The sequence below is a fragment of the Streptomyces sp. NBC_01669 genome, assembly GCF_026339735.1.
GTDB lineage: Bacteria > Actinomycetota > Actinomycetes > Streptomycetales > Streptomycetaceae > Streptomyces > Streptomyces yanii.
Map to the genome: position 1 here is coordinate 4,496,757 of NZ_JAPEQG010000001.1, position 25,938 is coordinate 4,522,694.

General features: G+C 69.5%; 22 protein-coding genes, 4 tRNA genes, 1 other RNA gene and 2 pseudogenes. 17 read left to right on the forward strand and 12 right to left on the reverse strand.

The features are described from left to right. Positions 1–87 precede the first annotated feature (87 nt). Genes purL through purS form a run of 3 tightly spaced genes read right to left on the reverse strand, consistent with a single transcriptional unit; the run spans position 88 to position 3,271 of the window. Positions 88–2,337, reverse strand: a complete 2,250-nt coding sequence (gene purL / locus OG972_RS20080) for a phosphoribosylformylglycinamidine synthase subunit PurL (RefSeq protein ID WP_266983424.1) — start codon at positions 2,335–2,337, stop codon at positions 88–90. Then, a complete protein-coding gene (gene purQ, locus OG972_RS20085; RefSeq protein ID WP_266983425.1) occupies positions 2,334–3,014 on the reverse strand; it encodes a phosphoribosylformylglycinamidine synthase subunit PurQ in 681 nt (226 codons plus the stop codon). The genes purL and purQ overlap by 4 nt, the downstream gene beginning before the upstream one ends. After that, positions 3,011–3,271 carry a phosphoribosylformylglycinamidine synthase subunit PurS gene (gene purS, locus OG972_RS20090; protein WP_037695153.1) on the reverse strand — a complete coding sequence of 87 codons (261 nt, stop codon included), beginning with the start codon at positions 3,269–3,271 and terminating at the stop codon, positions 3,011–3,013. Before purS ends, purQ begins: the two co-directional genes overlap by 4 nt. Positions 3,272–3,654: 383 nt before the next feature. Here purS and OG972_RS20095 point away from each other — a divergent pair, with 383 nt between their 5' ends. From OG972_RS20095 to OG972_RS20125, 7 genes and pseudogenes are all read left to right on the forward strand, one after another. Continuing rightward, positions 3,655–3,990, forward strand: coding sequence for an Lsr2 family protein (locus tag OG972_RS20095; protein WP_266983426.1), 336 nt, complete (start codon positions 3,655–3,657; stop codon positions 3,988–3,990). Between the two features lie 125 nt (positions 3,991–4,115). Beyond that, a tRNA-Gly gene (locus OG972_RS20100) sits at positions 4,116–4,187 on the forward strand. 81 nt (positions 4,188–4,268) lie between these two features. Further along, positions 4,269–4,341 (forward strand) — tRNA-Gly (locus tag OG972_RS20105). Positions 4,342–4,483: 142 nt separating this feature from the next. After that, on the forward strand, positions 4,484–4,789 hold the full coding sequence (locus tag OG972_RS20110; RefSeq protein WP_266983427.1) for an ATP-binding cassette domain-containing protein: 306 nt from the start codon (positions 4,484–4,486) through the stop codon (positions 4,787–4,789). Further along, positions 4,722–5,039 (forward strand): annotated as a pseudogene (locus tag OG972_RS20115) (sensor histidine kinase); the annotation flags it as partial. The gene OG972_RS20110 and the pseudogene OG972_RS20115, both read left to right, overlap by 68 nt. Then, positions 5,036–5,647: a response regulator transcription factor gene (locus OG972_RS20120; protein ID WP_266983428.1), complete on the forward strand. Its 612-nt coding sequence runs from the start codon at positions 5,036–5,038 to the stop codon at positions 5,645–5,647. The pseudogene OG972_RS20115 and the gene OG972_RS20120, both read left to right, overlap by 4 nt. 22 nt (positions 5,648–5,669) lie before the next feature. Beyond that, positions 5,670–5,745, forward strand: a tRNA-Gly gene (locus OG972_RS20125). Positions 5,746–5,788: 43 nt separating this feature from the next. On the opposite strand, the gene OG972_RS20130 is transcribed toward OG972_RS20125, so the two are convergent. The 6 genes from OG972_RS20130 to ffs form a co-directional block, all read right to left on the reverse strand. Beyond that, positions 5,789–6,688 (reverse strand): phosphoribosylaminoimidazolesuccinocarboxamide synthase, encoded by a 900-nt coding sequence (locus tag OG972_RS20130; RefSeq protein ID WP_266983429.1) that lies wholly within the window; start codon positions 6,686–6,688, stop codon positions 5,789–5,791. A 111-nt stretch (positions 6,689–6,799) separates the two neighbouring features. Continuing rightward, positions 6,800–8,263 (reverse strand): N,N-dimethylformamidase beta subunit family domain-containing protein, encoded by a 1,464-nt coding sequence (locus OG972_RS20135; protein WP_266983430.1) that lies wholly within the window; start codon positions 8,261–8,263, stop codon positions 6,800–6,802. Positions 8,264–8,450: 187 nt separating this feature from the next. Continuing rightward, the gene (locus OG972_RS20140; protein ID WP_266983431.1) at positions 8,451–10,220 is read right to left on the reverse strand and encodes a hypothetical protein; all 1,770 of its coding nucleotides are present in this window, start codon (positions 10,218–10,220) and stop codon (positions 8,451–8,453) included. 280 nt (positions 10,221–10,500) lie between these two features. Then, complete coding sequence (purD, locus tag OG972_RS20145) at positions 10,501–11,751, reverse strand: phosphoribosylamine--glycine ligase (protein WP_266983432.1); 1,251 nt, start codon at positions 11,749–11,751, stop codon at positions 10,501–10,503. Between the two features lie 81 nt (positions 11,752–11,832). Then, complete coding sequence (locus tag OG972_RS20150) at positions 11,833–14,007, reverse strand: DNA polymerase III subunit gamma and tau (protein ID WP_266983433.1); 2,175 nt, start codon at positions 14,005–14,007, stop codon at positions 11,833–11,835. Positions 14,008–14,142: 135 nt separating this feature from the next. Then, positions 14,143–14,239, reverse strand: an RNA gene (ffs, locus tag OG972_RS20155) — signal recognition particle sRNA small type. A gap of 109 nt (positions 14,240–14,348) precedes the next feature. Between ffs and OG972_RS20160 the strand changes: the two genes are divergently transcribed. Beyond that, a tRNA-Ser gene (locus OG972_RS20160) sits at positions 14,349–14,436 on the forward strand. 93 nt (positions 14,437–14,529) lie between these two features. Here the strand turns inward: OG972_RS20160 and OG972_RS20165 are convergent. Beyond that, entirely contained in the window at positions 14,530–15,777 is a 1,248-nt protein-coding gene (locus OG972_RS20165) for a tyrosine-type recombinase/integrase (RefSeq protein WP_266983434.1), read from the reverse strand. Positions 15,778–15,786: 9 nt separating this feature from the next. After that, a complete protein-coding gene (locus OG972_RS20170; RefSeq protein ID WP_266990594.1) occupies positions 15,787–16,017 on the reverse strand; it encodes a helix-turn-helix domain-containing protein in 231 nt (76 codons plus the stop codon). Positions 16,018–16,291: 274 nt separating this feature from the next. Between OG972_RS20170 and OG972_RS20175 the strand changes: the two are divergent. The 7 genes and pseudogenes from OG972_RS20175 to OG972_RS20205 all read left to right on the forward strand — a co-directional run. Continuing rightward, positions 16,292–16,672: pseudogene (locus OG972_RS20175) on the forward strand (UTRA domain-containing protein); the annotation flags it as partial. Further along, a complete protein-coding gene (locus OG972_RS20180; RefSeq protein WP_266983435.1) occupies positions 16,669–17,217 on the forward strand; it encodes an N-acetyltransferase in 549 nt (182 codons plus the stop codon). The pseudogene OG972_RS20175 and the gene OG972_RS20180, both read left to right, overlap by 4 nt. A 202-nt stretch (positions 17,218–17,419) precedes the next feature. Then, the gene (locus tag OG972_RS20185) at positions 17,420–17,596 is read left to right on the forward strand and encodes a hypothetical protein (RefSeq protein WP_266983437.1); all 177 of its coding nucleotides are present in this window, start codon (positions 17,420–17,422) and stop codon (positions 17,594–17,596) included. Positions 17,597–17,939: 343 nt separating this feature from the next. After that, entirely contained in the window at positions 17,940–19,265 is a 1,326-nt protein-coding gene (locus OG972_RS20190) for a PP2C family protein-serine/threonine phosphatase (protein ID WP_266983439.1), read from the forward strand. A 229-nt stretch (positions 19,266–19,494) separates the two neighbouring features. Beyond that, a complete protein-coding gene (locus tag OG972_RS20195) occupies positions 19,495–19,674 on the forward strand; it encodes a hypothetical protein (protein WP_078853193.1) in 180 nt (59 codons plus the stop codon). A gap of 681 nt (positions 19,675–20,355) precedes the next feature. Further along, positions 20,356–20,703 (forward strand): carboxymuconolactone decarboxylase family protein, encoded by a 348-nt coding sequence (locus tag OG972_RS20200; RefSeq protein WP_266983444.1) that lies wholly within the window; start codon positions 20,356–20,358, stop codon positions 20,701–20,703. 165 nt (positions 20,704–20,868) lie between these two features. Further along, on the forward strand, positions 20,869–21,486 hold the full coding sequence (locus OG972_RS20205; RefSeq protein WP_266983446.1) for an HdeD family acid-resistance protein: 618 nt from the start codon (positions 20,869–20,871) through the stop codon (positions 21,484–21,486). A 147-nt stretch (positions 21,487–21,633) separates the two neighbouring features. Here the strand turns inward: OG972_RS20205 and OG972_RS20210 are convergent, their stop codons facing one another. Beyond that, on the reverse strand, positions 21,634–22,884 hold the full coding sequence (locus OG972_RS20210; RefSeq protein WP_266983448.1) for a serine/threonine-protein kinase: 1,251 nt from the start codon (positions 22,882–22,884) through the stop codon (positions 21,634–21,636). A gap of 302 nt (positions 22,885–23,186) precedes the next feature. Here OG972_RS20210 and OG972_RS20215 point away from each other — a divergent pair, with 302 nt between their 5' ends. Both OG972_RS20215 and OG972_RS20220 read left to right on the forward strand, forming a co-directional pair. Further along, the gene (locus OG972_RS20215; RefSeq protein WP_266983450.1) at positions 23,187–25,133 is read left to right on the forward strand and encodes a YncE family protein; all 1,947 of its coding nucleotides are present in this window, start codon (positions 23,187–23,189) and stop codon (positions 25,131–25,133) included. A gap of 210 nt (positions 25,134–25,343) precedes the next feature. After that, positions 25,344–25,925, forward strand: a complete 582-nt coding sequence (locus tag OG972_RS20220) for a hypothetical protein (protein ID WP_266983452.1) — start codon at positions 25,344–25,346, stop codon at positions 25,923–25,925. The last annotated feature ends 13 nt before the right edge of the window (positions 25,926–25,938 follow it).

The window sequence follows — 25,938 nt, forward strand, 5'->3', positions numbered from 1 at the left end:
AGCCTACGGGGTGTCCCCACGACGGAGCCCCCGCCCGGCGGACCGGGCGGGGGCTCTGACGTCACACAGTGGAACAGCGCGTCCGGCTCAGGCGAGCAGACCGGGGATCGTCGCCTCGTGGGCCGTGCGGAGCTCGCTCAGCGGGATGCTGAACTCGCCCTGGATCTCGATCTCCTCGCCGTCCACGACACCGATGCGGGTGACGGGCAGACCCCGCGCCCCGCACATGTCGTTGAAGCGGAGCTCCTCGCTGCGCGGAATCGAGACGACCGCGCGGCCCGCAGACTCGGAGAAGAGGAACGTGAACGCGTCCAGACCGTCCGGCACGACCAGCCGGGCACCCTTCCCGCCGCGGAGGCAGGACTCGGTGACCGCCTGGATCAGACCGCCGTCGGAGAGGTCGTGCGCCGCGTCGACCATGCCGTCGCGGGACGCCGAGATCAGGATCTCGCCGAGCAGCTTCTCGCGGCCCAGGTCGACCTTGGGCGGCAGCCCGCCGAGGTGGTTGTGGACGACCTCGGACCAGGCCGAGCCGCCGAACTCCTCACGCGTGTCGCCGAGCAGGTAGAGGAGCTGGCCCTCTTCCTTGAAGGCGACCGGCGTACGCCGCGTCACGTCGTCGATCACACCGAGCACGGCCACGACCGGCGTCGGGTGGATCGCCGTCTCACCGGTCTGGTTGTACAGCGACACATTGCCGCCGGTGACCGGGGTGCCGAGCTCCAGGCAGCCGTCCGCGAGACCACGGGTGGCCTCGGCGAACTGCCACATGACGTCCGGGTCCTCGGGCGAACCGAAGTTCAGGCAGTCCGAGATGGCGAGCGGCTTGGCGCCGGAGGTGGCGACATTGCGGTACGCCTCCGCCAGCGCGAGCTGCGCACCCGTGTACGGGTCGAGCTTCGCGTACCGGCCGTTGCCGTCGGTCGCCATGGCCACGCCCAGGTTCGACTTCTCGTCGATCCGGACCATGCCGGCGTCCTCGGGCATCGCGAGCACGGTGTTGCCCTGCACGAACCGGTCGTACTGGTCCGTGATCCACGCCTTCGAGGCCTGGTTCGGGGAGGCGACCAGCTTCAGCACCTGCTCGCGCAGCTCGGCGGCGTTCGCCGGGCGGGCAAGCTTGTTCGCGTCGTCGGCCTGCAGCGCGTCCTGCCAGGACGGGCGGGCGAACGGGCGGTGGTACGTCGGGCCCTCGTGGGCGACGGACCGCGGCGGCACGTCGACGATCTGCTCGCCGTGCCAGAAGATCTCCAGCTGCGAGCCCTCGGTCACCTCACCGATGACGGTGGCGATGACGTCCCACTTCTCGCAGATCTCCAGGAAGCGGTCCACGTGCTGCGGCTCGACGATCGCGCACATGCGCTCCTGCGACTCGCTCATGAGGATTTCCTCGGGCGAGAGGGAGGAGTCGCGCAGCGGAACGGTGTCCAGCTCGACGCGCATACCGCCGGAACCGGCGGAGGCCAGCTCCGAGGTGGCACAGGACAGACCCGCGCCGCCGAGGTCCTGGATGCCCGCGACGAGCTTCTCGCCGAAGATCTCCAGGGTGCACTCGATGAGGAGCTTCTCCTGGAACGGGTCGCCGACCTGGACGGCCGGGCGCTTCGCCGGACCGGTCGACTCGAAGGTCTCCGAGGCCAGGACCGAGACGCCGCCGATGCCGTCGCCGCCGGTGCGGGCGCCGTACAGGATCACCTTGTTGCCGGGGCCGGAGGCCTGGGCCAGGTGGATGTCCTCGTGCTTCATCACGCCGATGCAGCCGGCGTTGACGAGCGGGTTGCCCTGGTAGCAGGCGTCGAAGACGACCTCGCCGCCGATGTTGGGCAGACCCAGGCAGTTGCCGTACCCGCCGATACCCGCGACGACACCCGGAAGGACCCGCTTGGTGTCGGGGTGGTCGGCCGCGCCGAACCGCAGCGGGTCGACGACCGCGACCGGACGGGCACCCATGGCGAGGATGTCGCGGACGATGCCGCCGACGCCGGTGGCCGCGCCCTGGTAGGGCTCGATGTACGAGGGGTGGTTGTGCGACTCGACCTTGAAGGTGACCGCGTAACCCTGACCGACGTCGACCACACCGGCGTTCTCGCCGATGCCGACGAGCATCGCGTCGTTGACGGGGACCTTCTCGCCGAACTGCTTGAGGTGGACCTTGCTGCTCTTGTACGAGCAGTGCTCGGACCACATCACGGAGTACATGGCGAGCTCGGCGCCGGTGGGACGGCGGCCCAGGATCTCGCGGATCCGGGCGTACTCGTCCTCCTTGAGGCCGAGCTCCTTCCAGGGCTGCTCGACATCCGGGGTCTCGGCCGCGTGCTTGACCGTATCCAGGCTCATGCGTTGACCAGCTTCTTGATGATCGAGGTGAAGAAACCGAGACCGTCGGTGCGACCGGTTCCGATCAGCGGCTCGACGGCGTGCTCCGGGTGCGGCATCAGACCGACGACATTGCCCGCGGCGTTGGTGATGCCGGCGATGTCGCGAAGCGAGCCGTTGGGGTTCACGTCCACGTAGCGGAAGGCGACGCGGCCCTCCGCCTCCAGCTCGTCGAGGACTCGCTCGTCGGCGACGTAACGCCCGTCCATGTTCTTGAGCGGTACGGAGATCTCCTGGCCGGCGGAGTAGTCCGAGGTCCAGGCGGTCTCCGCGTTCTCGACGCGGAGCTTCTGGTCGCGGCAGATGAAGTGCAGGTGGTTGTTCTGCAGCATCGCGCCGGGCAGCAGGTGCGCCTCAGTCAGGATCTGGAAGCCGTTGCAGATGCCGAGGACCGGCATCCCCGCCTTGGCCTGCTCGATGATGGTCTCCATGACCGGCGAGAACCGGGAGATGGCTCCGGCCCGCAGATAGTCGCCGTAGGAGAAGCCGCCCGCCAGGATGACCGCGTCGACCTGGTGCAGGTCCTTGTCGCGGTGCCACAGCGATACGGGTTCGGCGCCGGCGACCCGTACGGCCCTCAGGCTGTCCTGGTCGTCGAGCGTGCCCGGAAAGGTGACGACTCCGATACGAGCAGTCACTTCGACTCCTCGGCCTTCTCCACCTTCACGGTGAAGTCCTCGATGACGGTGTTGGCGAGGAACGTCTCGGCCATCTCGTGAATGCGACCGAGGGCGGCATCATCGACCGGCCCCTCGACCTCCAGCTCGAAACGCTTTCCCTGACGTACGTCCGCGATTCCCTCGAAGCCGAGACGGGGCAGTGCACGCTGCACCGCCTGTCCCTGCGGGTCGAGGATCTCCGGCTTGAGCATGACGTCGACTACGACGCGTGCCACTGGCACTCCCGGTGGTGGTGTGGTGCGGCTGTTTCTCCGGGGGGCTCCCCAGACCCCCGCAGGTTCCCTCAGCTTACCTGGCCAGAAATTCTACGCGGGTAGATATCAAACAGGCTTGATCACACGGAGATATCGGCCGTGACAACGGGCAGGAAAAGTCACGCGCAGAAAAATCCTCACGACGCATACATTGAAGGTGGACACGCGGAGGCAATTGGCTGGGCTTCACAATGCGGTGCCTGTCGCTGTACAAATGATTACCGGGGAAAGCAGGATTGCCCCTAAACAGTCGACACCGGTCGACCCGCATCCGCCTAGCAGCCGGAAGGCCGGTCATCAGCGCATGTCAGACGCGCCGATGCCGTAGGAAAGGACCGATATCCGTGGCTCAGCGCGTAGTGGTCACGCTCTCCGACGACATCGACGGGGGAGCAGCGGCGGAAACGGTCACCTTCGCCCTGGACGGGAAGTCGTACGAGATCGACCTGAATCCGTCCAATGCAAAGAAACTGCGCAAGGCCCTCGCGCCGTACATGGCGGCCGGCCGTAAGCAGACAAATACCGGCAAGCGCGGCAAGACTCCCGTCCCGTACCGGCACACCTCGCTGGCGCCCGACCCGGCGGCCGTGCGCGCCTGGGCACGCTCGCACCGGATGGAGGTGCCGGCCCGCGGCCGGATCCCCAAGAAGGTCTACGAGGCGTTCCGCGACGCCAGTTGAACGACACCCCGCGCAGACCCTGCGGCGACACCCCGGGGCACCGACTTGCGCGACACCCCATCAGGTCGGCTAGAGTCTGGAGCACGCCGAGGGGCAAGGCCGAAAAGCCGGGCCTCACGCAGCGTGCGGGTGTAGTTCAGTAGCAGAACATCCCCCTTCCAGGGGGAAGGCGCAGTGTGCAATTCCTGTCACCCGCTCTGCATCGCTCTTCACAACCACTCCGGTGGATCGGGTAGAGTGGTGTTCGCACCGCCCAGTGAAAGCTGAGCGGCAGCAATGCGGACGTGGCTCAGTTGGTAGAGCATCACCTTGCCAAGGTGAGGGTCGCGAGTTCGAATCTCGTCGTCCGCTCTTGATCGAAGGCCCTGGTCGATATCGACCAGGGCCTTCGTCGTATTCCGACACCCGTCATCCCGCCCCGCATGACGTTTGTCATGGGCAGTGGCGACAGCTCGCACTGCTCTCCGCCGTGATCCGGCGGAAGTCTGAGGACATGACCAGCGATGAATGCGTGATCGAGGCGGACGGGGTGCGGCGCCGCTATGCCGGCGGCTTCGAGGCTGTGAGCGGGATCTCCTTCTCCGTGGCGCGCGGCGAGATCTTCGCGCTGCTCGGGACGAACGGCGCGGGCAAGACATCCACCGTCGAATTGCTGGAGGGACTGGCCCGGCCCGACGGCGGGGTCGTACGGGTGCTCGGCCACGACCCGTACCGCGAGCGCGCCGCCGTCGGCCGCCGTGCAGTCGGCGCTCGGCTGGGCGGTGCGGGAGGCGGCCACCAATGTGCTGCGGCACGGTGACCCACGGCTCTGCACGATCCGGCTCAGCGCCTCGGCGGACAGGGTGGTGCTGAACGTGGAGAACGACGGGGCACCGTGCACGGCGGCCGGAGAGAGCGGTTCCGGGCTGGCCGGGCTACGGGAGCGGCTCGGCGTCCTCGGCGGCTCGCTGGACGCAGCCCCGGTGGGCGATGGGCTGTTCAGGCTGACGGCGAAGATCCCGCTGACCCGCGGGGAAAGCCGTCCGGCGGTTCTGGAGGGGCGGCGATGACCGCGATACGGGTACTGCTCGCCGACGACGAGCATCTGATCCGGGGCGCGCCGGCCGCGCTGCTCGCGCTGGAGGACGACCTCGTCGTGGTCGCGGAGGCGGCGACCGGTCCGGAGGCGCTCGCCATGGCGCGCGCCCACCGCCCCGATGTCGCGGTGCTCGATCTGGAGATGCCGGGTGCGGACGGTGTGAGTGTGGCCACATCGCTACGGGCTGAACTGCCCGGCTGCCGAACCATGATCGTGACGAGTCATGGCCGCCCCGGACATCTGAAACGGGCGCTCACGGCGGGCGTGCGGGCGTTCGTCCCGAAGACGGTCAGCGCCCGGCAGCTGGCCGGCATCATCCGTACCGTCCACGCCGGGAACCGTTATGTGGACCCGGAGTTGGCGGCCGACGCGATCTCCGCCGGGGACTCGCCGCTGACGGCACGCGAGGCCGAGGTACTGGAACTGGCGGCGGACGGGGCGCCAGTTGCGGAGATCGCGGAGCGGGCGTCGCTGTCGCAGGGAACCGTACGGAACTACCTCTCCGCGGCCGCTTCGAAGCTCGGTGCGGAGAACCGTCATGCGGCGGTGCGTCTCGCGCGGGAGCGCGGATGGGTATAGTAGGCATCGCGCTTCGGCGCATGCGAACGTAGCTCAGCTGGTAGAGCGCAACCTTGCCAAGGTTGAGGTCGCGAGTTCGAACCTCGTCGTTCGCTCCACACAAGAAGGCCCCGGTCCTGCGACCGGGGCCTTCTTCATGTCCTACTGCCAGGTGGTGCCGGTGAGGAGTTCGTACGCCTCCAGGTACTTCGCCCGGGTCGCGTCGACGATCTCCTGCGGCAGCGCCGGCGGCGGCTGCTCGCTCTTCCGGTCCCAGCCGGAGGCCGGCGAGGTCAGCCAGTCGCGCACGAACTGCTTGTCGTACGAGGGCTGCGCCTTGCCCGGCTCCCAGGCGGCGGCCGGCCAGAAGCGGGACGAGTCCGGGGTCAGCACCTCGTCCGCGATGATCAGGTCCTCGCCGTCGAAGCCGAACTCGAACTTGGTGTCGGCGAGGATGATGCCGCGCTCGCGGGCGATGTCGCGGGCCCGGGTGTAGATGTCGAGGGTGGTGCGGCGCAGCAGGGCCGCGGTCTCCGCACCGACCTCGCGCGCCACTTCCTCGTACGACACGTTCTCGTCGTGGTCACCGACGGCCGCCTTGGTGGCGGGGGTGAAGATCGGTGCCGGAAGTTCGGATCCGTCGACGAGCCCCTCGGGGAGGGCGAGTCCGCAGACCGTACGGGACTCGTTGTACTCGACGAGGCCCGAGCCGGTGAGATAGCCGCGGGCGACGCACTCGACGGGGACCATCCGCAGCGACGTGCAGATCAGCGTCCGCCCGGCCCAGTCGGCGGGGGCTCCGGCGGGGAGCTCCGTGGACAGGACGTGGTTCGGGACGAGATCGGACAGCTGGTCGAACCACCACAGCGAGAGCTGGGTGAGGACACGGCCCTTGTCGGGGATCTCGGTGGGCAGGACCCAGTCGTACGCGGACATACGGTCGCTGGCGACCATGACGAGGTCGCCCGCCTCGTTCCGGTACAGGTCGCGCACCTTGCCGGTGTGGAGGTGGGTGAGTCCGGGGACCACCACCGGCTCGGGCTTTTCTACAAATCCGGACACGCTGCCTCCGCGTAGGTTGATCCAGGAGTCGTTCCGATTCTCCCGTATCGGGTGGGATGGGGGGAGCGGGGGGGTTGAGAACCACCCGCAGGTGACTCCGGACGGCCCTTCTCAGCCGCGTTTGCAGATGCGGTCGAGGAGATTGGCAGTGGCGCGCTGGATGCGGGTGTCCACGTGGCCGGGGCGGTCCAGGGCCGGGGACCAGGCGAAGGTGCCGGAGGCGAAGACGAGGGCGCCGGACGGGGCGCGGTAGAGGGACGTCTCCTGGTGGCGCGTCGCGCCTTCGCCGTCCCGGTACGGGGAGTGGGCGAGCAGAATGCGGTTGTCGTGCTCCGGGAGGGCGGTGCGCGGGAAGTAGCGGTCGGCCTCGCCCGCTACCAGTCCGTCGATCTCGTCGCCCTCGCCCGCCCCGGTCGCGTCCCAGAGCCAGTGCTCCGCGTTCCGCACGACCAGAGGGTGGGGGTCCGGGACCCGGCCCGCGTACTGGATGCCGAGGAGCTGCTGCTCGGCCCGGTCGACCTCGCGCCAGAGCGCGGGCCTGCCCGGGCCGCGGCGTTTGCGGCAGGTGAGCAGGCGGTCCGGGACACCGGACGGTGACGGGGAGAGGCTGACCTGCCAGTACATGGAATTGGCGGAGAGGAAGACGAGCGAGGTGCCGCCGTCGCGCGCCGCTTCCACGGTGCGGCGCATCGGGACCGACCAGTACTCGTCGTGGCCCGGGAAGACCAGGCCCCGGTAGCGGCCGACGTCGATCCGGCCGGCGTGCAGATCGCGGGTGTCCGCGTACGCGATGTCGTAGCCGTACCGCTCGGCCCAGCGGATGAAGTCGTAGGCATGACCGACATGGAGAGGCAGGCCCGCGCCCGCGTACGGACGGTCGAAGGAGACGGTGACCGCCGCGTCCTCCTCGCCGAGCAGCCGGCCCTGTTCGTCCCACGCGTGGTAGAGGCTGGCGCCGGTGCGGCCGTCCTCGGGGTAGAGGTTGTACGCCTGCCAGGTGATGTCCGGCAGGACGAGCAGCAGATCGGCCGGATGGTCGTCGCGGACCGTGAACGGGATGTGGGAGCGGTAGCCGTCGACCGTGGTGAGCACGGCGACGTAGGCGCCGATCGACCAGTAGGCGGGAATCTGCAGCCGCCAGGACTGCCACCAGTGGTGGCAGGAGACCGTGCGGTCGGCGGTGAGCGGGGCGGGCTGGACGATGCCGGAGAGCCGCGGGCTTGTGGTGATCTTGGCGGCGCCGTCGCCCCCGTAGTGACCGATGCGGTAGATGTCGACGGTGAACTGCTGCGGCGGGTCCACGGTGATGTGGAAGTCGATCGCCTCACCGGGGGCCGCGGCGCCCGTCGAGATGAAGCCCTTGATCTGACGGTGGACGTCGTCGGCGGTACGGGTGCCTCCGCCGGTGGAGCCGCGGGCCAGCGTGGGATCGGCGTACCAGGGGACGACCTGGCCGGTGTCGTCGAAGTAGTTCTCGCTGCCGCGGAGCCAGGGCAGGGGGCCCTGGCCGAACGGGTCGGAGACGGCATGCGCGAGGGCACCCGATTCCCATCGGCGAATCTGCTCCGCCCCCATGGCGCTTCCCTCCCTCAAGTCCCCCGGGACAACGGTGATGCGTCGACTGTCAGCGTCGATCCCCAGCACATCACATAACGCATGCACTCCGTCACCGTTCGTCGCGAATTGACGAGAACGGAGCGCTGACTTCCGGATCGTGTGACCGGCGAGTCCATGACCCACGGGTACGGAGTGCACCCGTGAGTCAGACGAGGCGGACGGGTTTGTCGGTGCGGACGCCCACCGAGGCGAGCCACGAACGCAGCGGTCCGGCGTCGCCGTCCTCGACCAGACTGAGGACCGGGCTGCCGAGATCGGCCCGGCGCTCGCCGTCGACCAGCAGCGCGGGCCCGTCGAGCCAGTCCAGGCCGGGCGCCGCACCTGCCGTGTCCACGGCGGCGCAGCAGACCATCGCCGCGACATGGTCGGCGAGCAGCTCCGTACCCGTACGGGGCGGCTGGAGCGGGAAGAGCGGCAGCGGGTCGGGTCCCCAGAAGTCCAGGACATCCCCGCCGGAGGCCGTGCAGGCACCGGAGACACCGGCTGCCGGGGGGCCCGGCGGGAGCTGCGGGGCCGTGGCCTCCTCGCGTGCCACGGCGGCACTGATCCCGGCGGCGAGCTCCTCGCTGCGGCCGCCCCGGCCGGCCAGATGCTCGACGACCCGAGCCAGTGTCGGCACGGCGACGTCCACGGGATCGGCGCCGTGCGATCCGCGGGTCGCACGGCCTTTGTCCTCCTCCGCGGCCGCCGGCGCATGCCGTACGCCCAGTGCGTCCAGGACGCGGTGGAGACGGGCCGCCTCGGTGCGCCACTTCCGGTCGACGACCTCCTCCGGATACTGCTGCCAGTCGACCGGGGACCAGTCCGGACCGGTCTCAGCCGGACCCCCGTGGAAGAGCCGGGCGGCCAGCAGCGAGGCCGCTTCGTCGGCCGCTCCGGGCTCCTCCAGGAGGTCGCAGGCGGGGCGCTCGCCGAGCCGGGAGGTGAAGCCCTCGGCAAGCCGGTCGCGCCGGGAGAGCTCGGTGAGGGCGGAGACGACACCGGCGTCGAGCCGGGACGGCCAGCGGCCCATCCGCCAGGCCGGCAGCGCGACCCGGGTGAGCAGCCGGTCCCAGCCCGCGTAGGCGAGACCGACCTGCTCCTGGGCTACGATCCGCAGCCCGTAGTCCACAGCCTGTGCACGCTCGGACGCGGCCGCGGCGACAGCCCGCTCCATTGCTGCGGCATGACCACGACAGGTGCGGAGCAACAGCCGGGCGATCCAGCCGACGAAGCGGCGCGGCACTCTGCGCAGCGTCGCGAGCGGTCCGGGCACGGGCGCGTCCGCGTCGGCGACCGCGCCGTCCAGCCCCCGGACGAAACGGCGGGCGGCGGCTATGTCGGGATGGGCGGAGGGGCCCGTGCCCGCGACGACCGGGGCGAGCACCGCCCGTAGCTCCGCGACCCGCATCCACCACAGGAACGGCGAACCGATGACGAGCACGGGTGCCGCCTGCACGCCATGACGGCGGCCGCCGGAAACGGCGGGGCGGCCCACGGAGCCCTCCGTCCGCTGCGCGGAGGGGTGGGTCCGGTCCTCCAGCCAGCTGTCGCAGTCGGGCGTGAGAGCTATGGCCGACGGCGCGGGGACGCCGAGCCGGTCGGCGAGGTCCCGGACCAGCCGGTAGAGATCGGGGGCGGCCTGTTCGCTGAGCGGGACCGTCGGACTGACCGCAGGTCTCGCCCGCGCGATCGCGACCGAGACCGCGACGGCGCCCAGCAGCACGAGCACGGCGCAGGCCGTCACCGCCCAGCGCACGGCGTACCAGCCGCCACCGCCGATACGGCCCTGCGCACCCGCGACGAGCAGCACGACGGCGACCGCCGCCGGCAGCAGGGCCGCGGCCGTTGCCCTGCTGCGAATGCGCAGCAGGGCGAGCGCTCGGGCGCGCGCAGCCTGCGCGCCCAGCTCCTCACCAGTACCGGTACCGGACACGGCCGGACGTCACCCCCTCTGCCCCCGCGGCGGTATTGCTCACTCCCCCACTGTGGCACCCGTCACAGACATCGCAATGCCGGTGGGCCAAGTGCCGGAACGCCTGCGCCGCACCCTAGTTGGGGCCTCGGCGGGCGTCATCCGGATAGCCCATCCGTCACTCGATGGAATGGCTTTGGGTAAAGGTGCTGACGCGCCGGTACCCATAGGGCAAGGGCATGACGTCGCCCCCTCGGGCCCGAGGCCCGAGGGGGCGAAATGGAGGTACCGGAGCGGCCGATCAGGCTTCGGCGGCCTTTCGGGCGATGTCCGTACGGAACTGCGAGCCGTCGAGCCGGATCCGGGCGGCCGCCGTGTAGGCGCGCTCCCGGGCGGTGGCGAGGTCCTCGCCCGTCGCGGTCACGGACAGCACCCGGCCGCCCGCGCTGACGATCGTGTCGCCCTCCCGCCTGGTCCCGGCGTGCAGGACATACGCATGCGGAGCATCCTGCGCCGCAACGTCGTCGAGGCCGCCGATCGGGTCACCCGTCCTCGGCGTGTCCGGGTAGTTGTGCGAGGCGATGACCACGGTGACCGCGGCGGCGTCGCGCCACCTGAGCGGGGGCAGCTCGTCCAGGGTGCCGTTGGCGGAGCCCAGCAGAACACCGGCCAGCGGGGTCTTCAGCCGGGCCAGGACCACCTGGGTCTCCGGGTCGCCGAAGCGGGCGTTGAACTCGATGACCCGGACGCCCCGCGAGGTGATCGCGAGACCCGCGTACAGCAGCCCGGAGAAGGGGGTGCCACGGCGGCGGAGCTCGTCGACGGTGGGCTGCAGGACCGACTGCATGACCTCGTCGACCAGCTTGGGGTCGGCCCACGGCAGCGGGGAGTAGGCGCCCATGCCGCCGGTGTTCGGGCCCTCGTCGTTGTCGAGGGCCCGCTTGAAGTCCTGGGCGGGCTGGAGCGGCAGCACGGTGGTGCCGTCCGTGATCGCGAAGAGGCTCACCTCGGGGCCGTCGAGAAACTCCTCGATGACCACGCGGTCGCAGGCCAGCGCGTGGGCGCGGGCTGCCTCGACATCGTCCGTGACGACGACGCCCTTGCCCGCCGCGAGTCCGTCGTCCTTGACGACGTACGGGGCGCCGAAGGCATCGAGGGCCTCGTCGATCTCGGCGGGGGTGGTGCAGACATAGCTGCGGGCGGTGGGGACACCTGCCCCGGCCATCACGTCCTTGGCGAACGCCTTGGAGCCCTCCAGCTGGGCCGCCTCACCGGAGGGGCCGAAGCAGGGGATGCCCGCGGCGCGGACGGCGTCGGCGACCCCGGCGACCAGCGGCGCCTCCGGGCCGACGACCACCAGCTCGGCGCCCAGTTCGGTGGCGAGGCGCGCGACGGCGGCGCCGTCGAGCGCGTCGACCGGGTGCAGTTCGGCCACCTCTGCGATGCCGGCGTTGCCGGGAGCGCAGTACAGATCGGTGACGTCGGGGTCGAGGGAGAGAGAGCGGCACAGGGCGTGTTCGCGGGCGCCGCCGCCGATGACGAGGACCTTCACGGGGTGCAGCCTAGCCGCCGGGGCACGGCGGCCTTGACGGGCACCGCTCCGTGGACACCCCGTGGAGCGGCTTCCTGACCGCTACTCGTTGGTGAACTCCTCGACGATCGTGGCGCCCAGCTCCCGGACGATCAGGTCGTGACCGGAGAGGGCGGAGTCGACCAGGTCCGGGTCGTCCGCCTCGGGGATGTCGTCCTCGGGCGCGACCGAACGCGGTGGCTCGGGGGCGTGGTGCGGCTGGGGTGCGGGCGCCGCTGCGGGTGCGGGACCGGTGCCCGGCTGCTGGTGCGGGGCCGGCGCGGGCGCAGGCCGGGACTCGTACTGCTGCGGGGCGGGCGCGGCCGGACGCTGCGGTGCGGCTGCGGCCGAGGGCCGGCCGCCGCCGGTCTGCGGAGGCTGCCCCGCGCCGCCCGACGGGTCGACGATCGCCTCGACCTTCCACTGCATGTTGAACTGCTCGGCGAGTGCCTGCTTCAGCACGTCCTCGCTGCCGCTGCTCGCGAAGTTGTCGCGGGCGCCCGCATTGAGGAAGCCGATCTGCAGGGTGGTGCCGTCGAACCCGGTGACCTGCGCGTTCTGGCTGAGCAGGATCCAGGTGAACCGGCGCCGGTTCTTCACGGCCTCCAGGATGTCGGGCCACAGGTTCCGCACCTGTGCGGCGCCCTGAGCCATCCCCGGGCCCGGCTCGGCCGCACCGGGAGACGGCGCGGCGGGCACGGGAGCGGGGGCGGGGGCCGCAGGCGTGACGGGGGCGGGGGCCTGACCGGGGGCGGAGGCGGTCGGCCAGCCACCGGGACGGCGCCCCGGCTCCGGCGCGGCCGCGGCGGGCCAGGCCCCGGGACGCTGACCGCCGGAGGGAGTCTCGGCGGGTGGCTGCGGTGCGGGGGCGGGTGCCACGTACTGCACAGGCTGCGCGGGCGCGACCGGTGCCGCGGGCGCGGCGGGCACGGGCGCGGCCTCGGGTACGTCCCCCCGTACCGCGGCCCGCGCGGCAGCGACGCCGCCGCCCGGCGGAACCATGGCCACGGGTGCGTGCGCCTCCGCCTCCCGCCCCGGTACGTACCCCACGGCGGGCCCGGCTCCGGCCGTCGCGAACGAAGCGCCGCGCTCCAACCGGTCCAGCCGGGCCTGCAGCGAACGCTCGTCGTCGAAGGCGGCGGGCAGCAGCACCCGGGCGCAGATCAGCTCGACCTGGAGACGCGGCGAGGTGGCCCCGCGCATCTCCGTGAGCCCTTCGTTGACGAGGTCGGCGGCGCGGCTCAGCTCTGCGGCGCCGAAGACGGACGCCTGGGCCTGCATCCGCTCGACCACGTCGGCCGGTGCGTCGATCAGCCCCTTCTCCCCGGCGTCCGGCACCGCGGCCAGGATCACCAGGTCGCGCAGCCGCTCCAGCAGGTCGGCGACGAAGCGCCGCGGGTCGTTGCCGCCCTCGATCACCCGGTCCACGACCTCGAAGGCCGCGGCCCCGTCGCCCGCCGCGAACGCGTCCACGATGGAGTCGAGCAGCGAGCCGTCCGTATAACCGAGCAGCGAGGTCGCCATGGCATATGTCACACCGTCGTCGCCCGCGCCGGCCAGCAGCTGGTCCATGACGGACATCGAGTCACGCACGGAACCGGCGCCGGCCCGCACGACCAGCGGCAGGACGCCCTCCTCGACGTAGCTGTTCTCCTTGCCGCAGACCTCGGCCAGATATTCGCGCAGCGTCCCCGGCGGTACGAGGCGGAACGGGTAGTGGTGCGTACGCGACCGGATCGTGCCGATGACCTTCTCGGGCTCGGTGGTCGCGAAGATGAACTTGAGATGCTCCGGCGGCTCCTCGACCACCTTCAGCAGGGCGTTGAACCCCGCCGATGTGACCATGTGCGCCTCGTCGATGATGTAGATCTTGTAACGACTCGACGCGGGCCCGAAGAACGCCTTCTCCCGCAGATCACGGGCGTCGTCCACGCCACCGTGCGATGCGGCGTCGATCTCGATGACATCGATCGACCCCGGCCCGTTGCGCGCGAGGTCCCGGCAGGACTGGCACTCCCCGCACGGCGTCGGCGTGGGGCCCTGCTCACAGTTCAGACAGCGGGCGAGGATCCGCGCGCTGGTCGTCTTCCCGCAACCGCGCGGACCGCTGAACAGGTACGCGTGATTGACCCGGTTGTTGCGCAGGGCCTGCTGCAGCGGGTCAGTGACATGCTCCTGCCCGATGACCTCGGCGAACGACTCGGGGCGGTAGCGGCGGTACAGCGCAAGGGACGACACACATACGAGGTTATCGGGGCGGACTGACAACCGGTCCCGGACCGGGAACACCACCGGGGAAGGAACGGCCGCACCGGGGAAGAAGCGGCCGCGGCGGCTCGCAAGCCGCGGGAATCGACGCCACGGGCCCGAACACGCAAGGGCCCCCCACGCACCCGCCAGAGCCAACCTACCCTTGCTGCCTTCCGGCCCTGGGGGAGTTCAGTCAGATAGCGCCACGTGAGGGGCTGATGCCCACCTTAGCCGATCCCCACCCGGTCGAGTCCACCCGTCCGCCCTCCCGACCCCTCCCCGGGGAACGGGTTCGCGAGCACTCCTCAACGTCTTGTATTGTTTGCCGCGGAGGATTCGCCTAGTGGCCTAGGGCGCACGCTTGGAAAGCGTGTTGGGGGCAACCCCTCACGAGTTCGAATCTCGTATCCTCCGCCATTGCTCTCACCGGGCAATACGTCGAAGGGCCCCACCGCTTGCGGTGGGGCCCTTCGACGTTCGTAGTCTCAACTGCAGTCTCAACGAGACTTCTCAGAGCCCTCCCGGGCCGCTCTCCTCGGGGTCCTTGGCCACTTCCCAGATGAGTCCCCCGACCCGCTGCGCAACGTCGGCGAGGATGCCGCCCGTCACATGCTGGTACCGGGCAGCCATCGCCGTGGACGACCAGCCCATGATCTGCATCACGACTCGTTCGGCGACACCGAGGATGAGGAGCACCGTCGCCGCGGTGTGCCTCGCATCGTGCAGGCGCCCATCCCGGACCTTGGCATCGGCGAGCAGCCGCTTCCACACGTCGTAGTCCGTACTCGGCACCAGCGGCTCGCCCACGGGGGAAGTGAAGACGAACCCCGACTCGCGCCAATCCTTCCCAGCGATCGCCCGCTCGCGTGCCTGTTCTCGGCGATGGAGCTCCAGCAGCCTCACAAGCTCGTCGGGGACGCCGATGACGCGGCGACCGGCACGCGACTTCGTGTTGGCCGTGTCCTCGTTCTTCCTGACCCGCTTCTTGCAGTAGCCCGGCTTCGTGCCGCAATCGCCCCCGCACCCGTGCAGGTACTTCGGCCTCAGTCGGTTCTTCCTGACGCGCAGGACACCGCTGCTGGTATCGAGATCTGCCCACCGTAGCCCGAGCGCTTCACCCTGCCGCAGCCCCAGCGCGAGCGCGATAGACCAGCGGGCACTGTTCCGGAGCTTGGCTGCCTCGGAGAGGAGACGCTGCACCTCCTCGATGTCGTACGGCTCCACCTCCTCTTCCTCAATCCTCGGGGGAACCGCGAGAGTGGCGACATTCCGTGTGACGTGACCACGGCGCATTGCATGATTCAGTGCGGTGCGGATCGTTCGATGCGCCTGGTGGGCAGTGGCGGGCTTGCTGCCGTTGGCAAGCATCCGGCTGTAAAAGCGCTCCAGGTGTTCGGGCTCCAGCTTGTCCAGCCGGTGAGCCCCGACGCCAGGCACGAGGTGCACTCGTACAGCCACCTCGTAGCCGGCGTACGTGTTCTCTCGCACCGAAGGCTTGGCGATCTCCTCCACCCAGTGCAGCAGCCACGCCTTCACGGTCCACGGCCGTCCGGGCTTCCGTACCTTGGCTTCGTCCCGCTGCTTCTCCAGGGCACGGACTTTCTTGATCACCTCCCCTTCGCTGACTTTGCTCATGACATGGCGCCGGTCCGGCTTACCGTCGTCGCGGATGCCCACGGTCACGCGGCCGTGCCAGTAGCCGTCACTGCCGAGATAGATGGACGACGCCCCGTCCGGGCGCTTGGGCCGCTTGGCCATTGCTTCTCCTTACGCGGCTGCGTGGTTGCTTCGTGTCTGCATGCGCTGGGTCAGGTAGTCGACGAGCGCTTGAACGGGGACCCTTCGGCTGCGGTCGAAGGGGACGGTCGGTACTGCTCCGTCGCGGATCAGGCCGTACATCGTGGTCCGGCCGATACTCAGGCGACGGGCCGCTTCCTCTACCGTCACGGCGAGCAGCGAGGGGTCGAAGTCGGCTCGGATCGCGTCGGTCTTGTGCATCTGGACGAGTGCCACGGCTGGGACTCCTCTTCGAGTGCGTGCTCTTCCTTCGCTCTGGGGGATCCGCAACATCCGCCACGCCGCAACATTGCAGGTCAGCGGCTTGCGTTTGTGGCGGATAGCGATTCTGTGGCGGATAGGTGCCGCCACACCTACGTGCGGCGGCACCTGCGCGCCGGTGCCGGTCAGCCGGCCACGGAGAAGAGTGGTGTGGCGGTTTCCGGGGGCGTGTGGCGGATGGCTGTGGCGCTATCCGCCACAGATTCACCCGCGTACGGTCCTGCGGTTCTGCCATCGGTACGTCGATGACGTGCCGTGGTCGACTCAAGCGACGTACTACCCCGCGTGGCTCGCGGACGAGGCTCCCCGCCTCGCCGAGCCTGGCGACATAGACGAGGGCACCACGCGCTACCTCGCCGCGCACGGAACCGAGCAGGTCGGGTACTTCGATGAGATCTCCACTCGCATGCCGACCCCGGACGAGGCTCGTCTGCTGGAGATCGGCGCGGGGGTGCCAGTGCTGCTTTGGATGCGAACCGGGTACTCGGCTGAGCGGCCCATTCGCTGCACCGTCACGACGTTCCGAGGCGACCTGAACCGGATGAACTACGAGATCGGCGACCAGTCCGCCCGAAGCGAGAACGATCCTCAGTGAAAGTCTTCCTCGCCCGCCCGGACGACGTGACCAAGCTCCTGGCCTTCCGCGAGGAGGCCGCAGCTTGGCTCACGCGTCTCGGCAGCAACCAGTGGCAGCGTCCTTATCCAGCTGACCGGCTGACAGCCACGATTGAGGCCGGCTCCGTCTTCATGGTCATGGACGGCGCCGCGACCGCAGCCACCATCACACTCTCACCGGAGGCGGAAGACGGCCTGTGGACGGAACAGGAGTTGGGTGAGCCGTCCACCTTCGTCACTAAGCTGACCGTGTCCCGTGCTTACGCCGGGCAGAACCTTGGGGGGCGGTTGCTCGACTGGGCGGGCGACAGGGCGTATCGCGATGGTGCGAAGTGGCTCCGTCTTGACGCGTGGACAACGAACGAGGCCCTACAGCGGTACTACCTTCGGCAAGAGTTCGAGCACGTCCGCACCGTCCGAGAGGGTGGCGCGGTGAACGGGGGGCCACGCGTCTCCGGGTGGCTCGCACAGCGTCGAACAGCACCGGCTGAACACGGCTTCGAGGACCACACCGCTTCGTCCTGACAAGCTGGTCTTGGGAACTGTCCCGGTCACCGCGCGGTAGAACTTTCCCTACTTCATCAAGGCTCCTCGCTCCGCTCGTCGCGCGCTCTCCGGCTCACCGCCGGGGCCCTGCGCTCCTGTCTCCGCCCCGCTCTGGGCCCCGGCTACGCCGGTCGCGCAACTAGAGCGAGAAAGGTGGAGTTTGCGGTAGCCGGAGGGGTCAGTGGTGCAGATCGTCGTTGAGGCGCTGGCGCAGCACAAGGAGCGCCTGGGTGTGGGCAACGTCGTCGGCCAGGCGCGCGAGCAGTCTGCGGACCTCAGCGTCGTTTCCGGTCTGCACGGCTTCCACGATCTGCTCGATCAGCGTGCCGAGGTGGTCGGGGACCGCTGGAGGCGGTGAAGGCCCGCCCAGCTCGCCGGTCACCGGCTGGCCCGTCGGAGTAGCCCAGTCGGGCGAGCCTGCCCGCGGTCGGTGGCACCCGTCACGAACTGCCCAGCGATGGCTGGCACTATCGGTAGGAACTGCGGCGTAATCGGCAGCGTTGTCATAGGAAGTCCAACGCGCGGGGCGGCTGTAAGTCACCCACAGCACCGGCGTGGACTGCGGGCTGCCGCATGGCCTTACGCCTAGGGGCGTGTCTCTCTGATCACGTGGTTCTTTGTTCCGTCGTGACTCGTCCGAGCGGTCCTGGCCAGGGGGACCGGTCGACTGGTCGGTTGATGTCGCCGAGGAGGTGTGCCGCGTGGCTGATGAACGGGCATGGTTGGGCGAGTTGTTGGCATCAGTGGAGTCAGCACCCCCGGAGGTGGCTGTCGCCGTACTGGCCGAGCTGCTGACGAGGAGGCTTGCCGCGACCGAGGTGTCCTTTCTGATCACGGACCTTGGCGGCAAGGCCGTCGTACGGCTGACCGGGACCGCTGGGGAGGGCGGGCCGGAGCAGCCGCAGCGGATCGAATTGCGCGGCTCGATCTACGACCGAGTGGTCCGCTCCCAGCAAGCGCACGTGGCGAGTGGCGAGCGGGCGGGAGAGGCCGGACCAGGCCCGGTCGAGGTCATCGCGCCGGTATCCGACCGCGGGGATGCCATCGGTCTGCTGGAGCTGACTCTGCCCGCCCGCCCCGACCGCCAGACGATGCAACTCATCGTAGAGGCCGCCCACGCGCTGGCCTACGTGGTGATCGTCAACCGGCGCTTCACTGATCTGTACGAATGGGGCCGGCGCACCACACGGCTGTCGCTGGCCGCCGAGATCCAGCACCGTCTGCTCCCCGACTCCTTCACCTGCGACACCGGCCGGTTCATCGTCGCGGGAGCACTGGAACCAGCTGCCGACATCGGCGGGGACACGTTCGACTACACGCTCGACCGTCACGCCCTGCACCTGTCCCTCACCGACGCCATGGGCCACGACGTACAGGCGGCACTGCTGGCGACCGTGGTCGTCGGAGCCCTGCGCAATGCCCGCCGAGGGAGCGGCAGCCTCCTCGACCAGGCAAACGATGCCCATCAGGCCGTCGTCGACTACGCCCACCAAGCACATCAGGCGTACGCCAACCAATCGGACCAGGTACATCAGGCCGTCGCCCAGCACGGGGGACAGGCCATGGCCACCGGTCAACTGCTGCGTGTCAGTCTCGACACCGGCCAGACCACCTTCGTCAACGCCGGCCACGTCTGGCCATTGCGCCTGCGCGACGGGCGGGTCGAGGAAATCGCTCCCCTGGTCGACCTGCCCTTCGGCATCACCCCGAACCCGGGATACCGCGTCCAGAGCCTCGACCTGCGTCAGGGCGACCGACTGATCCTGCTCACCGACGGAATGCTGGAGCCCCACGGGCCCGAAGCCGACCTGTGCGACCTGATTCGACAAACCAGCGAGTGGCACCCACGCGACGCTGTACGTGTCTTCACCGAAGCCGTCCTCGAATTCTCGAACCACGACCCCCGCGACGATGCCACCGTCCTGTGCCTGGACTGGCCTGCGCCCAACGCGGCCTACACCGGACCCAGAACCTCACCGGCAGCAACGGCTCAAGCCGCTCCCACTCAGGGTCAGTCGCAATCATGACCGACAAGAGTAAAGGCGCGCTTACGCGCAGGTCAGGCCCCTGGTCGAGCTTGATCGGCCGGTGATTCCCAAGCTCAGATGGTCAGCCGACTCTCTGTTGTGCTTCCGCGGAAAGACAGTCAGCGCGAGTGTGCGCCCGTGCATCGCGTATGCGCCTCCCGCCCCTGGGCGACGAGTGGGAGTGTGCGTGAGGTCCGGAGGTACCAAGGTTTTCGGTAGGAGGTATGCAATGGCATCTCAGTCCAAGTGCGGCGCTCGCACCAAGGCTGGAACAGCGTGCCGAAGCCTCGCAGTGATCGGCACTTCTCGTTGCGCCAAGCACCAAGGCTCCTGGTCGTCCTACGGGGTCGCACAGCGCAAGGAGAAGGAGGCCAAGGCGAAGAAGCGCCAAATCCGCAAGAAGCGGTAGACGCCGCGAGAGACCGTTGTTCCGTCGGCCGGACGCCATCTACTCAGTCTCATCCACAGTCTCGTTCGTCGCAGTTCGTGGCCGTTCGGCTTCCCAGCGACCCCATCTGTGGCCTGGCCTCCGGACGACCGCGAACCAGGGTGAACAGGGCCGTGCAGAGTTGGAAAGCGTGTTGGGGGCAACCCCTCACGAGTTCGAATCTCGTATCCTCCGCCATTGCTCTCACCGGGCAATACGTCGAAGGGCCCCGCAGCTTGCTGCGGGGCCCTTCGACGTATTGCCCGGCACTCCGGGCTTCCGGAGGAGACCTTCTCCGTCCCGCCGGACCACTGGTCGGTCCGACCGGACTTGGTGAGAACGAGGTCGGTGCGGCGCGGCGTGGATTTCGCCGCCTCCTGATTCGCGCTCCCGATGGTCACGGCTCCTGCGTGCGCATCCGACGTGAGGCCCTGCCTCCGGCCGTGCGGCCGGAGACCTGCGGCGGACGGATTCCCGGCCTTCTCGGCGCCGCTGCTGGGCCCATCCCTCTGTCGCGAGTACCCCCGAAGTCCACTGTGATCCGTTTACGAGCACATTGTGGAGGAATCAGGTGGATAGAACTATTCAGCCGCCGTGGCCTCACCATGCACAGCTTCACCTCTGGCCCATGCGGTTCCCCTCAAGCGAGAAAGGATGCAGGTCATGACAACACAAGCAGCCGAGCGCACCCTGGACGCCCTCGCGCATGGCGAGCACCCCGTCTTCGAGCAGCTCGCACAGATGACCATCGAGACGCTGCCCAACTCCGGCCTGGACGAACGCACCTACCACCTCGTGCGGCTGGCTGCGCTCATCGCCATGGACGCCGCCCCGGCCTCGTACCTGGCCAATCTCAGTGTGGCGAAGGATGCCGGCCTGACCGCCGAGGACGCCAAGGCCGTCTGCGTGGCGATCGCACCGATCGTCGGCAGTGCGCGGGTGGTCGACGCGGCAGGCAGCGTTCTGCGCGCCCTCGGCTTCGCCGAGAGCATCGATGTGCAGGGGGTGTGACGAGCACCGACGGACGATCGGTCACACCGAGGAGGAGTTCCGGCGCACCAAGGAGCAGATCCTGCGCCGAGTCCCCCTGCATCAGGGAGCAGGTGAACCACCCTGACTCCCGCCCCGGGTGACGGGCACGCGTGCCACGCGACGGGCAGTACGGCGGGAAGCATCATGAACGCACCATCCAATTTTGCGACGCCTCATGGGCCGGCCGACCCCAATGACACGTTGGCCGATCTGGGCGGCTCATGGACGTGGACACTCGGGATCGCATTGGTGACCCTGGCGGCAGGGATCGTCGTGCTCGTCTGGCCGGACGAGACACTGCACGTCCTGGCAGTCGTCCTGGGCCTCTACCTGCTTGTCTCGGGTGCCTTCCGCTTCGTCACGGCCTTCTCCCGGGACAGCGAGGGCAGCAGGACGGCGATGCGGGCGCTGGTTGCCATACTGGCCATCCTGGCGGGCGTCCTGTGCCTGCGACACCCACTGCAGACCACCGCGCTGCTGTCGCTCATCCTCGGCGCCTACTGGCTGGTGTCGGGCCTGCTTGTGGCCTTCCTTGCCGGCTGGGGACGCGACATGCCGCATCGGGGGCTGGCCTTCGCCCTGGCCGCCCTCGGGATCGTGGCCGGCATCGTCGTGCTCGCGTATCCCGTGGAATCCGCGGTCGCGCTGGCCAGGCTGCTGGGGTTGTGGCTCGTCCTGCTGGGCCTGGGCGAAGTGACGATGGCGTTCACACGGCGATCCGCGGCCAAGCGTTCTGCGCCCAGCGCCCGGCTGGCGACGTAGCGAAGGAGTACACCGGGTCCCACCTGTGGGCAGCGGGCCGCCATCACCGGCGGGTCGACCCGACCGCCAACCGGGCCCGTGGCGGCAGCCGGGACGGCTCCCTCACCCCCGTATCCCTGCTGATGCGGGGGTGACAGCTGACAGCCCTCAGTCATCGTCCTTCCCATGACCATGCTTCCGCTTTCCGTGCCCCTCCTCCTGCTCGTCGCCCAAGGTGTCGGCCGGGGATGCAGACGGGGTGAACTCGCGGGACGTCGCGCCAGGGGCGGTGGTGGAAGTGTCCGCTGACGGGGAAGGCGTGGCGCCTGGGGGTTGGGACTGTCCTCCGCCAGTGGAGAACAACCCCATGCCGAGCAGTGTGGAGGCAACGAAGACACCGAGTCCGGCGATCGCGACAGTCAGCATCCGGTGCTGCCGCATGAGCGCCCGCACGCGTACGGGCATCGATCGGACCTGAAGCGCCGCGGGCCGCTGCCCCTGCGGGGCCCGGTGTCGTCGATCCGCGGCGATCGGTTGATGCGTGGTGCGGGGCAGCGCGTACCCCGTGGCCGTACCCGCCTCATGGGAAGTGGGCATCCGGTACGCGCCCTCGCGCCAGGCCGGACTGGTGAACCAGTCGGCGACATCCCGTGCGCTGGGGCGGTCCTCAGGCTGCTTGGCCAGCATCCGGAGCAGCTGCTCCTCGAACGCGCCGGGCAGCTCCGGGCGTCGCAGCGAGGGAGGCGCCGGCGGAGCGGTGACGTGCAGGTGGAGCAGGGCCGCCGCGTTGCCCGCCCGGAAAGGCGGTTCACCCACCAGCAGTTGATAGAGGACGCACCCGAGAGCGTAGACGTCGGAGGCGGGCCCGGCAGGCCGGCCCAGCGCTCGCTCGGGGGCGAGGTAGAGGCTGGTGCCCACGATCTGACCGGCGCCGGTGAGGGCGGTCGATGCCTCGTCGACGAACCGGGCGATCCCGAAATCACCGATCTTGACGGCCCCACCGGCATCCTGCATCAGGTTGCCGGGTTTGATGTCGCGATGGATCACACCCTGCTGGTGGGCCGCGGCCATGCCGGCCGCTATTTGACCGGCGACGCCGGCGACCCGTTGCGGACTGAACGCCCCGGTCGCCGCCAGAACCTGGGCCAGGCTCTCCCCGTCGACCAGTTCCATGACGAGGTACAGACGGTTGTTCCAGGAACCGAAGTCGAACACCGTAACAACGTTGGGATGGTTGAGCTTTGCGGCTGTCTGCGCCTCCAGGCGAAAGCGTGAGGTCGCCTGCTCGTCGGCTCCGCCGTCAAGCATCAGCTTCACCGCCACCGGGCGGCCCAGCACGGCGTCCGTGGCCCGCCAGACCTCCCCCATCCCTCCACGGCCGATCTCTGCTTCCAACCGGTATCGATCCGCCACCAGCACTCGCAGACCACCCTCAGTTTCGTTCAGTCATCTCGCAGCCGCCCGGACAGGCTCTCCCTGGCTCGGGCCCGAGCCAGGCACCAGCGTAATGATCTCCGCAGGCCGCCGGCTGGCCGGCTCCGTCGGGTGATCGCGCCGTCTTCGCGCGGAAAACTCCCCCTCATGTGTCACCGTCATGCCATACGCTGCCCGGTAGCAGCCGCGCCCCGCGTGTCACCGCACGTCCGTGGTCACACCCGGGTGCTGCGCGGCGCTCTCAACTCCCGGTCATCCACCGGGTTTTCCTGTGGGGGTACAACACTGTGCGCACGCGCAGCATCTCGACCGCGACAGCGCTCGCGGTCCTCTTCAGCTCGGCGGTACTGAGCGTCGCCGCGGCCGGATCCGCCTCGGCCGCCTCCGCCGCCGTCGCCTCGCCCGGTGGCATCGTCGCGGACGGCGCCCTCAAGCGGGTCTTCGTCGGCGACCGCTCGGCCGGGAAGATCCTGGCCGCCGACTACACCGGCGCCCTCGTCGACTCGGTGAGCGGCGTCAGCGGGGTCTCCGGTCTGGCGGTGTCCGACGACGGCGCCACCCTGTATGCGGCCGCGGAGGGCAGCCACGAGATCGTGGCCCTCGACGCGGCCACCCTCGACGTCAAGGCCCGCTACGCCGTCGCCACCGACACGGGCCCGCGCCACGTCGCCTTCGCCGGCGGCAAGGTCTGGTTCACCTACGGCGACCAGTGGGACGGCGACCTGGGCTCGGTCGACCCGGCGGTGGACCCGACGAGCGGAACCGACGTGGTGACGCTCGGGCAGTTCCCGCAGCCGTACCCCGGCATCTGGGGCCCGGCGCTCCTCGACACCGACCCGTCCGCGCCCGGCCTGCTGGCCGTCGGCCAGACCGGCATTTCCACGGACTCGATGGCCGTCGTCGACGTCTCCGGCACCACGCCGCAGTTGACCGCCTGGTACTCCGGCGACTACACGCTGAACCAGGGCATCGGAGACATCGACCTCGTGCCCGGCGCCCCGGAGGTGCTGGTCAACGGTATGCAGCGGGACGCCTACGCGGACGGGAAGTTCACCGCCGCCGGCGCCTACCCCTCCGGACAGCGGGCCGACATCGCCGCCGACGGACTGGTCGCCCAGGTGGGCGGCGCCAAGGTGGCCGTCTACCGGCCCGGCGCCACCCAGCCGCTCCGTACCTACGCCACCGGCACGGCCGGCACGGCCGACCTGACGTGGGCCCCAGACTCCTCACGGATCTTCGCGCTCGTGGGGACGAGCGGCGGCTACACCCTCAAGGCGCTCACCGACCCGACGCTGAACGTCCCGAGCCTGACGGTGAACGCACCGTCGACCGCCACGCGCGGCAAGCAGCTCACCGTGACCGGGAAGCTGTCGGCGACGGTGCCGCTGCCGAGCGGAGCCAAGCTGCAGGTCACCCGCACCGACCTGGAGAGCCCCAGCGGCAAGGCGCTGCCCGCCGTCACGGTGAAGGCGGACGGCTCGTACACCTTCACGGACACCCCGCCGGCCGGCGGCACGGTCACGTACAAGGTCGCCTACGCGGGCGACGCCGGGCACACGGCGGTCAGCGCGTCCGACAAGGTCTCGGTTCCCCGTACGAAGCCGACTCTGACCCTGAACAAGAACGGCAATGTCTACAACTACGGCGCCGACGTCTCCTTCACCGCGCACCTCGGCTCGACGTACAAGAACCGCACGGTCGAGATCTGGGCGAACCCCTTCGGCGGCGACAAGCCCAACAAGCTGCTGAAGACCGGGAAGGTCAACTCCAGCGGCAACATCTCCGCGACGGTGGACATGACGCGGGACACGGATGTCACCGCGGTCTTCAAGGGGGACGCCCGCACCGCGCCCAGGACGGTGAAGTCCACGGCGTACGCCAGGGTCAAGGTGTCCACCGCCGTCTCCAAGCACTACAAGACGGCCAAGATCGGCTCGACGTCGTACTACTGGTTCCACAAGAGCACCGACCCGCTGCTCACGACGACCATGACCTACTACAAGGGGCGTAAGCAGCGCTTCGACCTGCAGGTCTACTCGGGCGGAAAGTGGTACTCCGCCGACTCGGAGTACTTCCCGATCGGCACGAACGGGAAGTCGGTCGTCTCCCTGGAGGCACCGGGGCAGTCCGGCATCAGGGCGCGGATGCGGTCGGTGTACGTCAACGGGTCGTCCGGCGACACCGTGAACACGACGACGTACGGGTCCTGGAAGTACCTGTACTTCTCCAAGTAGGCGGTTACGTCCGGATCGATCACCTCGCGGACCGGACGCCTCATGCAGGGCCCCACCGCTTGCGGTGGGGCCCTACGACGTTCACTGCAGCCCACGGGAAGGGTTCTTGATGGCTTCTTCATAGGTCCTTCATAGGAGCGGTCCTACATTCCTTGGCGTCCGGCCACAACGGGGGCTGGACGGCGACCCAAGTGTGAGGAACCCATGAGGATGAGTTCGCGTCGGCGGTTCGGGGGCCGGCTGGTGCTGGCCGGGATGGCGTCGGTGGTGGCTTTGGTGGTCACCGGCTGCGGAGACGGCGGGAACGGGGGGGACGAGGTCGCGTCCGCGGAAGGCGGCAGGACCAGCGCCAAGGCGTCCACAAGCAGTTCGGGCGAGTTGGCCGAGTACGTCGAGGCGCAGCGCAAGTGGGTCACGTGTCTGCGTGGCGAGGGGCTCGACGCTCCTGATCCTGATGCCAAGGGCAAAGTCGAACTCGGCGACCAGTCCAAGTGGAAGCGCGATCCGAAGGCCCTCAAGGCACAGGAGAAGTGCGCGGACCTCAGTGTGCCCGTCCCGGAGAGCGTCGAGAAGGCGCAGCAGCCCGAGCTCACCAAGGAAGAGATCCGGAAGAACCAGCAGTACGCGGAGTGCATGCAGGAGCACGGCGCCCCCGACTTCCCCGACACCGGTGCGGACGGCCACTTCCGCGACGTCACATGGGATTCGACATCGGCGGGTGCCAAGCGGGCCACACGCGCCTGCGCCTCGATCATCGGCATCCCGGACGACGCGCCCACGCCCCAGGGCTGACGGGACGAGTAAC